The organism is Bosea sp. AS-1 (assembly GCF_002220095.1).
In the GTDB taxonomy this organism is placed as follows: Bacteria; Pseudomonadota; Alphaproteobacteria; order Rhizobiales; family Beijerinckiaceae; genus Allobosea.
Genome location: NZ_CP022372.1, coordinates 3,117,391 through 3,129,041, shown reverse-complemented (window position 1 = coordinate 3,129,041; position 11,651 = coordinate 3,117,391). Strand labels below are relative to the sequence as shown.

8 protein-coding genes are annotated in these 11,651 nt (G+C 63.1%); 5 read left to right on the top strand and 3 right to left on the bottom strand.

The genetic code is table 11. The features are described from left to right. Positions 1 to 95: 95 nt before the first annotated feature. Positions 96 to 2,486, bottom strand: a complete 2,391-nt coding sequence (locus CE453_RS16665) for a phosphoketolase family protein (RefSeq protein WP_089175595.1) — start codon at positions 2,484 to 2,486, stop codon at positions 96 to 98. Positions 2,487 to 2,713: 227 nt separating this feature from the next. Here CE453_RS16665 and CE453_RS16660 point away from each other — a divergent pair, with 227 nt between their 5' ends. From CE453_RS16660 to CE453_RS16645, 4 genes are all read left to right on the top strand, one after another. Next, complete coding sequence (locus tag CE453_RS16660) at positions 2,714 to 3,229, top strand: GNAT family N-acetyltransferase (protein WP_248307766.1); 516 nt, start codon at positions 2,714 to 2,716, stop codon at positions 3,227 to 3,229. A 213-nt stretch (positions 3,230 to 3,442) separates the two neighbouring features. Beyond that, on the top strand, positions 3,443 to 4,492 hold the full coding sequence (locus CE453_RS16655; protein ID WP_472840952.1) for an HlyD family secretion protein: 1,050 nt from the start codon (positions 3,443 to 3,445) through the stop codon (positions 4,490 to 4,492). Then, positions 4,489 to 7,221, top strand: coding sequence for a ribosome-associated ATPase/putative transporter RbbA (rbbA, locus tag CE453_RS16650; protein WP_089175593.1), 2,733 nt, complete (start codon positions 4,489 to 4,491; stop codon positions 7,219 to 7,221). Before CE453_RS16655 ends, rbbA begins: the two co-directional genes overlap by 4 nt. A 1-nt stretch (position 7,222) precedes the next feature. Further along, positions 7,223 to 8,356 (top strand): ABC transporter permease, encoded by a 1,134-nt coding sequence (locus CE453_RS16645; protein WP_089175592.1) that lies wholly within the window; start codon positions 7,223 to 7,225, stop codon positions 8,354 to 8,356. Between the two features lie 203 nt (positions 8,357 to 8,559). Here CE453_RS16645 and CE453_RS16640 read toward each other — a convergent pair whose 3' ends face one another. Both CE453_RS16640 and CE453_RS16635 read right to left on the bottom strand, forming a co-directional pair. Continuing rightward, positions 8,560 to 9,366: an ABC transporter ATP-binding protein gene (locus CE453_RS16640; protein ID WP_248307765.1), complete on the bottom strand. Its 807-nt coding sequence runs from the start codon at positions 9,364 to 9,366 to the stop codon at positions 8,560 to 8,562. 84 nt (positions 9,367 to 9,450) lie between these two features. Then, positions 9,451 to 10,338, bottom strand: a complete 888-nt coding sequence (locus CE453_RS16635) for a universal stress protein (RefSeq protein WP_157733071.1) — start codon at positions 10,336 to 10,338, stop codon at positions 9,451 to 9,453. A 244-nt stretch (positions 10,339 to 10,582) separates the two neighbouring features. Here CE453_RS16635 and CE453_RS16630 point away from each other — a divergent pair, with 244 nt between their 5' ends. Then, positions 10,583 to 11,647: an NAD(P)-dependent alcohol dehydrogenase gene (locus tag CE453_RS16630; protein ID WP_198302394.1), complete on the top strand. Its 1,065-nt coding sequence runs from the start codon at positions 10,583 to 10,585 to the stop codon at positions 11,645 to 11,647. Positions 11,648 to 11,651: the final 4 nt, after the last annotated feature.

The following is an 11,651-nucleotide window of genomic DNA, read 5'->3' as shown; positions in this document are numbered from 1 at the left end:
TTATCCTGTCAAAAGGCAATATGAGATGAGATCCACCAAGACCAGTGGGTAGCAATCCCGGAGACTTTGGCGCCGGTCAGTCGCCGACGCTGCTTTCATACCGTCGCGCTCCACTGCCAGTTACTCACTTCCGGCATGTCCACGCCATGCTCGCGGATATAGTGCCCGTGCTCGACTAGCTTGTTGCGGATCGTTTGTTTGGCGTAGGCAGCACGAGCGCCAAGACTCGGCACCCGATCGATGACATCGCCGACGAGGTGAAAGCGATCGAGCCGATTGCGCACGACCATGTCGAAGGTCGTCGTCGTCGAGCCCTCTTCCTCGTAACCGCGCACATGGATGTTGGCATGGTTCGTCCGCTTGTAGGCGAGCCGATGGATGAGCCAGGGATAGCCGTGATAGGCGAAGATCACCGGCTTGTCGGTGGTGAACAGGTCATCGAAATCGGCATCGGTCAGGCCGTGCGGATGCTGAGACTTCGGCTGCAATGTCATCAGGTCGACGACGTTGACGACCCGAACCTTCAGCTCGGGCAGATGTCGGCGCAGCAGCGTGACCGCCGCGAGCGTTTCAAGGGTCGGCACGTCGCCGGCGCAGGCCATCACCACGTCAGGTTCTCCGCCGCGATCGTTGCTTGCCCAATCCCATATGCCGATGCCTTCTGCGCAGTGCTTGATCGCGGCGTCCATGTCGAGCCATTGCGGCGAGGGGGCCTTGCCGGCGACGATGACGTTGATCCGGTCCCAGCTTCGCAGACAGTGGTCGGTGACATGGAGCAACGTGTTGGCGTCCGGCGGAAGATAGACCCGCACGATGTCGGCCTTCTTGTTTACGACGTGGTCGATGAAGCCCGGGTCCTGGTGGCTGAAGCCGTTATGATCCTGCTGCCAGACATGGGAAGTGAGGAGGTAGTTCAGCGAGGCTATCGGCCGGCGCCAGGGCACCTCCTTGGCTGTCTTCAGCCATTTCGCATGCTGGTTGAACATCGAGTCGACGATGTGAATGAAGGCCTCGTAGCAGGAAAAGAGGCCATGGCGACCGGTCAGGAGATAGCCTTCCAGCCAACCTTGGCAGAGATGCTCGCTCAGGATTTCAGTGACACGGCCGTCGCGCGTGAGATTCTCATCTTCGGGGAGGATTTCTTCTTGCCAGACCCGATCCGTCACCTCGAAGAGGGCCTGTAGGCGGTTCGAGGCGGTCTCGTCGGGACCGAAGACCCGAAAGTTCCGGCTCACCTCGTTTGCCCTCATGACATCGCGCAGGAAAGCCCCCATGACCCGGGTCGCCTCGGCCTTGCCGCTGCCGGGGCGTTCCACAGACACGGCATGGCGAGTGTAATCCGGCATCCTCAGGGGTCGGCGCAGCGCTCCGCCGTTGGCATGGGGGTTGGCGCTCATTCGCTTTTCGCCTGAAGGCGCCAGTGCCGCGATTTCGGCACGCAGCCGCCCCGCCGTATCGAACAATTCCTCCGGGTGATAGCTGCGCAGCCAGCCTTCGAGCAGTTGTAGATGGCCGGGCTTCGACATGTCGCTGAACGGTACTTGATGGGCGCGCCAGAAACCCTCGGTCTTCAGCCCGTCGACGATCTTGGGACCAGTCCAGCCCTTGGGGCTGCGCAGCACGATCATCGGCCAGCGCGGACGATTGTGCGACGCCCCCGCGCGGGCTTGATGCTGGATCGCTGCAATTCTGGAGAATGCGATATCGAGCGCTGCCGCCATCGCCCGGTGCATCGCTTCCGGCTCCTCGCCTTCGACGAAGAGCGGATCGTAGCCGTATCCGCGCAGCAATGCCTCCAGCTCGGCAGGCGGGATGCGCGCCAGAACGGTCGGGTTGGCGATCTTGTAGCCGTTGAGGTGCAGGATCGGCAGGACGGCACCGTCGGCGGTCGGATTGAGGAATTTGTTGGAGTGCCAGGATGCCGCGAGCGGCCCGGTCTCGGCCTCTCCGTCGCCGATGACGCAGGCTGCAATGAGGCCTGGATTGTCGAGCACGGCGCCAAAGGCATGCGCGAGACTATAACCGAGCTCGCCACCTTCATGGATGGAGCCGGGCGTGTCGGGCGCGGCGTGGCTGGGGATTCCGCCCGGGAAGGAGAATTGCCGAACGAAGCGCTGGAGGCCCTCCTCGTCCTGGGAGATGTCTGGATAGAGTTCGCTATAGGTCCTTTCGAGATAGGTGTTCGCCACCACGCCCGGCGCGCCATGGCCCGGTCCGGCGATGAAGAGGATGTCGAGATCCCGAGCCCTTATGATGCGGTTGAGGTGCAGATAGATGAAGTTCAGGCCCGGCGTCGTGCCCCAGTGGCCGAGCAATCGCGGCTTCACATGCTCGATCCGCAGAGGCTCGCGCAGCAGCGGGTTGTCCAGAAGATAGATCTGCGCCACCGAGAGGTAGTTGGCGGCCTGCCACCAAGCCTGCATCAACGCGATCTCTTCGGAACCCAGAGCCGATTGCGTCACGGTATCGCTGTCCCGAGAGTTCATTGCCGTGCTCCAGAAAGGAGGCTTCAGAAAAGCAGTCGATACTACCCGCGCTCGCCATGCGCTTTGATCTTCAGCAAAGCGCAGCCACCACCCGGCGTGTACGAACGAATTGATCCGCGCAGCGATGATCCAACATCATCATGGCGTCGGTCTGTTCGGGGCCCGTCAGAAATGCCGAGCCGCCGAATGCCGTTTTCTCGATCGTGCAGCGATTGGAGGGAAATCTCATGATGACCGACGATTTGAGCCGCTACCTCAACACACGCGCTGGTTTCAGGTTTCTGGTGAGGCCAGCCCGTCCCGAGGACGAAGCAGGACTGGCCGAATTCTTCACGCATGTGACGCCCGAGGATCGGCGCTTCCGCTTTCTGACCACGGTCAAGGAGGTCGGGCATGATCGCTTGGCCGCCATGACGAAGGTTGAGGATCGGCAGACCGAAAACTTCGTCGCTTTCACCGATGACGGGAAGACGATCATCGCCGCTGGCATGCTCGCTGCCGACGCCGCTTTGGAGAAAGGGGAAGTCGCGATCTCGATCCGAAGCGAATACAAGCACAGAGGCGTGGGTTGGGAGCTACTCAAGCATATTTGCAAGACCGCCGAGAGCAAGGGCGTGAAAATCATCGAATCGCTTGAGGATCGCCAAAATCACGAAGCGATCGAGATTGAGCGCGAGCAAGGATTTGAGGTTGACGAGTGCCCCGATGATGTCCGTCTCCTCGTGCTGAGAAAGAGACTCTAGCAAACTCAGGTTGCAGGAGAGGTGGTGGTGGGAATTTTCCGACTTTGTGGCCGGTGACAAGGTCACGCGCGCGATCGCGCCTCTAGATGACGTCACCAATATCTTCGATCGTAACCCAGATGAGGACGAAGGCCCCAGGTGCTCAGATTGCATTGGCTGCGTTCGCCGATGCGGTTATTTGGCCCGACCGGCCACTTGTCGCATGCTGAGCACATGACCCCAGAACCTTGTTTAGCATGCATTCGTCGGAGATTTGGGATGCGCCCTTTAGTTGCTGCAATTGCAGCTCTCTTCGTTGCGTTCGCTCTGTCGCCACCGGGAGTGCAGGCGCAATCCCGTATCAAGGCACTCATCGAGCGGCTGCGCGGCGACACGATGCCCGAGGGTATCGTCAAGACCAATGGTCGGATCGAAGCGACCCAGATCGACGTCTCCTCAAAATATGCCGGCCGCCTGGCCGAAGTCACGGTCAAGGAAGGCGACGAGGTCACCGCAGGTCAGGTGGTCGCCCGTATTTCCTCACCGGAATATGAGGCGCAGTTGCGCGCCGCCCAGGCGCAGGTGCTGCGGGCCCGTCAGGCACTGGCCGAAGCGGAGGCGCTGATCGCTCAGCGTAAAAGCGACCAGGTCCTCGCCCACACGGATGCCGACCGCGGCAAGGAACTGGTTACGAAGGGTTATCTCAGCAAGCAGGTCGATGACCAGCGTTCGGCAAAGGCCGCCGCCGCCGATGCCGCATTGCGCGCCGCGGAAGCGCAGCGCGACCAGGCTCAGTTCGCGATCCATGCCTCCGAGGCCGATGCCGAGCAGATCAAGGCGATCCTCGTCGATCTGGTGCTTCTCGCGCCGCGTAGCGGGCGCGTCCAATATCAGCTCGCCCGCACGGGTGAGGTCGTCGCGGCCGGCACCCGTGTCGTCACTATCCTTGACCTGTCAGACGTCTATATGACGATCTATCTGCCGGCCGCGCAGGCAGGACAGCTCGCGCTTGGCGACGAGGCGCGCATCATCCTCGACCCCGTGCCGCAATACGTCATCCCGGCGACGGTCAGTTTTGTTGCGGCCGATGCCCAATTTACGCCGAAGGCGGTCGAGACTGCCGAGGAGCGCGAGAAGCTCGTCTTCCGTGCCAAGCTCCAAGTCGACCCGCAACTACTCGCCAAATACCACCGGCAGGTGAAAACCGGCGTGCGCGGCCTCGGCATTGTCCGCCTCTCTCCTTCAGCAAAATGGCCTGATTCGCTCGCCGTGAAGTTGCCATGACGGAAATCGAGCCTGCCGCCAGTCTCGCTAATGTCACACATCGCTACGGCAAAGTGACCGCCCTCGACACTTTGTCGCTCGATATCCCCTCCGGCCGCATGATCGGCGTGATCGGGCCGGACGGTGTCGGCAAGTCAACCCTGCTCGCGCTTGTCGCTGGCGTGCGGGCGATCCAGCAGGGCAGCGTCCATGCGCTTGGCGGCAATCTCGGCGTTGAGGCCGAGCGGGAGGCCCGACGAGGGCGCATTGCCTATATGCCGCAGGGGCTGGGGCGCAACCTCTACCCGACGCTCTCGGTCCTCGAGAACATCGATTTCCACGCAAGACTGTTCGGACAGGGTGCCGCCGAGCGCCGCAGCCGTATCGACGAGCTGCTGAAAGCGACGGGGCTGAATCCGTTCGAGGGAAGGCCGGCGGCCAAGCTCTCCGGCGGTATGAAGCAGAAGCTCTCGCTCTGTTGCGCGCTGATCCATGACCCCGACCTGCTGATCCTCGACGAACCCACCACCGGTGTCGACCCGCTCTCGCGCGGGCAGTTCTGGGATCTGATCGAGACAATCCGTGCCCGCCGCCCCGGCATGAGCGTGATCGTCGCTACCGCTTATATGGAGGAAGCCGAACGTTTCGACTGGCTCGTGGCCATGGATGATGGCAAAGCGATCGCCACCGGCACGCCGGCGGAGCTGCGCGAGAAGGCCGGGCAATCGACGCTAGAAGCCGCCTTCGTCGCGCTGCTGCCGGAAGCCAAGCGCGCACAGCACAAGGAAGTCGTGCTCAGGCCGCGCGTCGTGAGCGACGATGCCAAGCCGGCGATCGAGGCCGACGGTCTGACGCGCCGCTTCGGCGATTTCGTTGCGGTCGACCACGTCAGCTTCCGTATCGGCCGTGGCGAGATCTTCGGCTTCCTGGGCTCGAACGGCTGCGGCAAGTCGACGACGATGAAGATGCTGACTGGCTTGCTGCCGGCAACCGAAGGCACAGCCAGGCTCTTCGGCCAGCCGCTCGCGGCCAACGACATGGAGACGCGTCGTCATGTTGGCTACATGTCGCAGGGATTCTCGCTTTATAGCGAGCTGACGGTGCGCCAGAATCTCGTGCTGCATGCCGAACTCTACCATCTACCCCCGGCCGAGATTCCCGATCGGATCACGGAGCTTCTGACGCGCTTCGACCTTGTGGACGTCGCCGACGAGGGGCCCGAGAGCCTGCCGCTTGGCATCCGCCAACGCCTGCAACTAGCGGTTGCAGTCCTGCATCGTCCATCTATGCTGATCCTCGACGAACCGACCTCAGGCGTCGACCCGATCGCGCGCGACGCCTTTTGGCGCACGCTGATCGACCTCTCGCGCGAGGACGGCGTCACCATCTTCCTCTCAACGCATTTCATGAACGAGGCGGAGCGATGCGACCGCATCTCCTTCATGCATGCCGGCAAGGTGCTGGCGGTCGGCACCCCGCGGGAGCTGGTGAAGAAGCGTGGTGTCGACACGCTGGAAGAGGCCTTCATCGCCTATCTCCGGGAGGCTGCCGGCATCGAGGACGCGCCGGCGGAGCCGGTCGCTATGTCTGTGGCCGCCCTCCGGCCGGTACCACCAGCGCGCCGCTTCGATCCGCGCAGGCTCTGGGCCTGCACGCGGCGCGAGACGATTGAACTGCTGCGCGATCCGATCCGCCTGAGCTTTGCCTTCCTGGGGCCGCTCCTGCTGATGCTCGCCTTCGGCTTCGGTATCTCTTTCGACGTCGAGAACCTGAAATTCTCGGCGTTCGACCAGGACAATTCGATGGAGAGCCGGCAGTTGGTCGAGGCCTTCTCCAGCTCGCGCTATTTTTCTGAGCAGGCGCCGATCCGCGCGGCTGCGGAGCTCGACCAGCGGCTCAGAGGTGGCGAGCTCCAGCTCGTGATCGAGATCCCGCCTTCGTTCGGCCGTGACCTGATGGCGGGGCGCGTGCCGGAACTCTCAGTCTGGCTCGACGGGGCCATGCCGTTCCGGGCCGAGACGACGCGCGGCTATGTCACGGGGTTGGCGACGCAATACGCGCAGGCCTTCGCGGCCGACCATGCCGCCTCGAGCCATGCCCCGGCACCCGTCACGATCGAGACCCGCTTCCGCTACAACCAGGATTTCAAGAGCGCCAATGCGATGGTGCCGAGCGTGATCATGCTGATGCTCATCCTCATCCCGGCAATCATGTCGGCGATCGGAGTGGTGCGCGAGAAGGAGACCGGCTCGATCGCCAATTTCCGCTCGACGCCGATCAGCCGCTTCGAGTTCCTGTTCGGCAAGCAACTGCCCTATATCACCATCGCGATGGGCAGTTTTGCGATGCTGGTGCTGATCGCGCTCACCGTCTTCGCCGTGCCGATCAAGGGCTCGGCTTGGGTACTGGCACTCGCGACCCTGCTCTATGTCTCGGCGACGACCGGCTTCGGCCAGCTCATCTCCAGCTTTACGCGCACGCAGGTCGCCGCGGTCTTCGCCACGGCGATCCTGTCGATCATCCCGGCGGTGAACTTCTCCGGGCTGATGGTACCAGTCGCCTCGCTCTCGGGTGGCGGCCGGCTCATCGGCATGAGCCTGCCGCCGGCCTGGTACCAGCCCGTCAGCGTCGGAGCCTTCACCAAGGGGCTGGGCGTGACCGAGCTCTGGCCCAACCTGCTGGTGTTGGGCGGCTTCTTCGTGCTCTTTCTGGTCCTCGCGCAACTGGCGCTGCGCAAGCAGGAGATCTGAGATGGCGGCGCTCGTCATCCACCTCCAGAATATCCTGCGGCTGGCGATGAAGGAGCTGCGCAGCTTGCGGGCCGACCCGATCATGCTGGTGCTCGTGGCCTACGCATTCAGCATCGCGGTCTACACGGTCGCGACCGGGGTAAAGCTGGAGGCGCGCGACCTCACCATCGGCATCGTTGACGAGGACCAGTCGGAGTTCTCGCGCAGCCTTCTCGGCGCCTTCGGCCCGCCGCTGTTCAAGCTGTCGAAGCGCATCACCGCCAACGAGATCGACGCCGAGATGAATTCCGGCCGCCTCGTCTTCGTGCTGGAAATCCCGCCCCGGTTCCAGGCGGACCTGCTCGCCGGCCGGCAGGCTGCGCTCCAGCTCGATATCGACGCCACAGCGATGACCCAGGCCGGCAATGGCGCGGTCTACATCCAGCAGATCATTGCGCAGGAGATCGCCAACCGGCAGGCCGGACGCGAGACCTTAGCCTCAACGCCGATCAATCTCGTGGCGCGGGCGCGCTTCAACCCCAATCTCGATTCCGGCTGGTTCAGCTCGGTGATGCAGGTGCTCAATAACGTCACCCTGCTGACCATCATACTGACCGGTGCGGCGCTGATCCGCGAGCGCGAGCAGGGTACGGTCGAGCATCTGCTGGTAATGCCGGTCACGCCGGTCGAGATCATGCTCGCCAAGATGACGGCAAATGCACTGGTCATCCTGGTCGCGGCGGTGGCTTCGCTCGTACTGGTCGTTGAATGGACGCTCGGCGTGCCGATCACCGGGTCGCTCCTGCTCTTCGTGCTGGGGACGGCGGTCTATGCCTTCGCGGTGGCGGCGCTCGGCATCCTGCTCGGTACGCTGGCGACGACAATGGGCCAGTTCGGCTTGCTTGCGATCCCGGTCTTCGTTGTTACGCAATTGCTCTCCGGTGCGACGACGCCGATGGAGAGCATGCCAATCTGGCTGCAATGGATCATGCGAATCTTCTCGCCGACGCCTCATTTCGTCGCATTTTCGCAAGGCGTCCTCTATCGCGGTGCCGGACTCGACATTGTCTGGCCCGAGGTCACCAAGATCATCGCGATCGGCGCGGCCTATTTCGCCGTCGCACTTGCGCGCTTCCGAAAGGTGATCTTCGCGTGAATCCGTTCGCGCTGGGGCGTGGAGGCAAGTCTGCCCCTTGGACGGGATGCGGTATCTTACAAGGAGTCCCCCAGCCTTCCGGGAGCTGGCAAGTTTCAGCACGCCAAGCCCTTCACCCCGCTAATGAACGAGGGAGAGACCTAGACAGGCCTCCGAAACGGGGCGAGATGTCGGCGCGAGCCGGCGCTGGCGTCGATCGAGCATTAGGCCATGATCTGATCCGCAAAAATAGTACGACCACGCTCGCCCGCGAAGTATTCCTTGAGCCAAGGGTCTTCGTGTCCCAACAGGTCAGCCAGCGTTCCGACGGCGATAATCTTGCCCCGCGCGATGGCGGCGATCCTGTCGCAGGTCGTGTGAAGGCTGCTCAGATCATGGGTGATCATCATCACCGTTAAGCCCAGACTCGCCTTGAGGGTCAGCAGAAGCTGGTCGAAGGCATCGGCCGCGATCGGATCGAGTCCCGATGTTGGCTCGTCGAGAAACAGGATTTCCGGATCGAGAGCCAATGCCCGGGCCAAGGCGGCTCGCTTGGTCATCCCGCCCGACAGCTCAGCCGGGTACTTTTCCGCCGCATCAGGCGGCAGCCCGACCATTTCGATCTTCAGCATCGCCATCTCGGTCAGCAGGCTCGGCGACAGATGCAGAAGCTCGCGCATCGGGAGCTGGATATTCTCCGCAATCGTCAAGGACGAAAACAGGGCGCCTTGCTGGAACATGACGCCGCAGCGCTGCTCGAGGGCTCTGCGCTCATTGTGCCGAAGGTCATCGAGATTTCTGCCGAATATTTCGATGACGCCGCTTCGCTTGGGCAGAAGGCCAAGGATCGTTCGCGCCAGGACGGACTTACCGGAGCCGGAAGCTCCGATAACCCCGAGAATCTCGCCGCGCATGATGTCGAGATCGAGATGATCCAACACCGCCTTGGTGCCGAAGACGACTTCGAGATCTCGGACGCGAACGGCCACTTCACCTCGATTCGGACGCTGTTCTCGTTCGGTCGCAACCACGAATGGCTCTCCGGCTGCAAGGCAGTAGCTGAGCAAGGCGGTTGGCCATTGGCAAAACTCGCCTGAGGCAACCGCCTTGCGACGCTAGTGGGCGAGAAAAAGCGGCACGGGAGAGCTGTCGATCAGATCCGCGGTCACGCCGCCGAGCACCCATTCGCGGAAGCGCGAATGGCCATAGGCTCCGATGACGATCAGGTCCGCCGATATCCGCCGCGCCTCGGCGAGGAGGGCGTCCGTCGGCGGCGTCTCCGTATTGAGCACGGTTGCCGTCGCCCCGATACCGTGCCTAGCGAGATGGGCGCTGATATCGGCGAGGACTTCGGCGCCTCCCATCCGCCCGTGAGCCTCTTCCCTGACTGTGACGACTTCGACCTGTGTCGCGTTGGCGATCAGGGGCAGGGCCTCGGCTACGGCGCGGGCGCTCTGTCGGGTATCGGTCCATCCGATCAGGACGGTCTTGATCGGGGAACGCAACGCGACCTTGGGTGGCAGGAGGTAGAGTCCTCTGCCTCCGTCGAACATGACGCTCTCGATCAGGGAGCTCCAGCGGCTGTAACCGTCGTCGCGGGGACAGGTCGCGATGAAGAGGTCATTCCAGCGGGCTTCGCTGGCGACGGCCTGTTCGAGAAGGCCGGGGAATGCATCCAAGCGGCGTAGCTCATGGACGGGGCCGAGGCGCGCCAGGCGCTCCCTGAGACGCTTCTCGCTGACATCTCCTTCTTCGGTGACTGCATCGACCAATTGCCCGATCGCGGTAATCCCGAAATCGCCGGCGAAGAGCGCGGGATCGGGCAAGAGGTTCGTGAAGATCCCGGTCATCCGAGCCGCGAAGCCCGCAGCGAGCGCTTCCGCATGAGCCAGGCGAGTTTCGTCTTCCGGTGAGCCATCGAGGTGGATGGCGATGTCGCGATAGGCGGTGCCACGAGCGGCCTGCGCCCTCATGGCGTTCGAGGAGAGAGAGATGTCGTTCATGCCAACCTCCGCATCGATAGCTGTTCCTGATGCGCTATCGAGCGACGGAAGCACGCGGGTCACATTGATTTTCATCAAACGCGCGTGTGTTCTTTCGCGGTTTTGCGTTGTGTCAAATCCAACAGGACCAGTTCACGGCAGGCTGACTTCATCTCGTCGGTTTCGGAGAGTGATCATGTCGCCTGTTCTTCAATCTGATGTGCGGCCTTCGCAGGGCATCACGCGAAAGGCCCGCTCCAAGATGATGTGCGCGGCCGTCTTCCTCGAGCCTGGCCGCATCGAGCTGGAAGACAAGCCGATTCCGGATTTGGGGCCGCTCGACGCGTTGCTGCGGATCACGACCACGACGATCTGCGGAACCGACGTCCATATCCTCAAGGGCGAGTATCCGGTCGCGCGCGGCCTCACCATCGGCCATGAGCCGGTCGGCGTGATCGAGAAGCTCGGCTCCGAGGTGAAGGGCTTCCGGGAAGGGCAGCGGGTGATCGCGGGCGCCATCACGCCCTCGGGGCACAGCGCTGCCTGTCTCTGCGGCTGCGCCTCGCAGGATGGCGCCGGCACGCGCCACGGCTTCAAGGCCATGGGAGGCTGGCGCTTCGGCAACACGATCGACGGCGCCCAGGCCGAGTATCTGCTGGTGCCGGACGCCATAGGCAATCTCGCGCATGTGCCTTCGGGACTGACAGACGAGCAAGTCCTGATGTGTCCCGACATCATGTCGACCGGCTTTTCCGGTGCCGAGAGGGGTGGGGTCAGGATCGGTGACTGCGTCGCGATCTTCGCGCAAGGCCCGATCGGGCTGTGCGCCACGGCCGGTGCCCGGCTGATGGGCGCGACCCGCATTATCGCTGTGGAGAGCATCCCGGAGCGACAGGACATGGCGCGCAGGCTCGGTGCCGATGAGGTCGTCGACTTTTCGAAGGGCGATCCGGTCGACGAAATCATGCGGCTGACCGATGGCCGGGGCGTCGACGTGGCGATCGAGGCCCTGGGCCGCCAGGAGACCTTCTCCGCCGCATTGCGGGTGCTGCGTCCCGGCGGGACGCTATCGTCGCTCGGTGTCTATTCGAGCGACCTGACGATCCCGCTCGGCGCCTTTGCCGCGGGGCTTGGCGACCACCGCATCGTCACCACGCTCTGCCCCGGCGGGAAGGAGCGGATGCGGCGCCTGATCGATGTCGTCGCCTCCGGCCGCGTCGATCTGGGGCCGCTGGTGACGCATCGCTTTTCGCTGGAACACATCAAGGATGCCTACGAGCTGTTCTCGCACCAGCGCGATGGTGTTCTCAAGGTCGCGATCACGCCCTGAACGG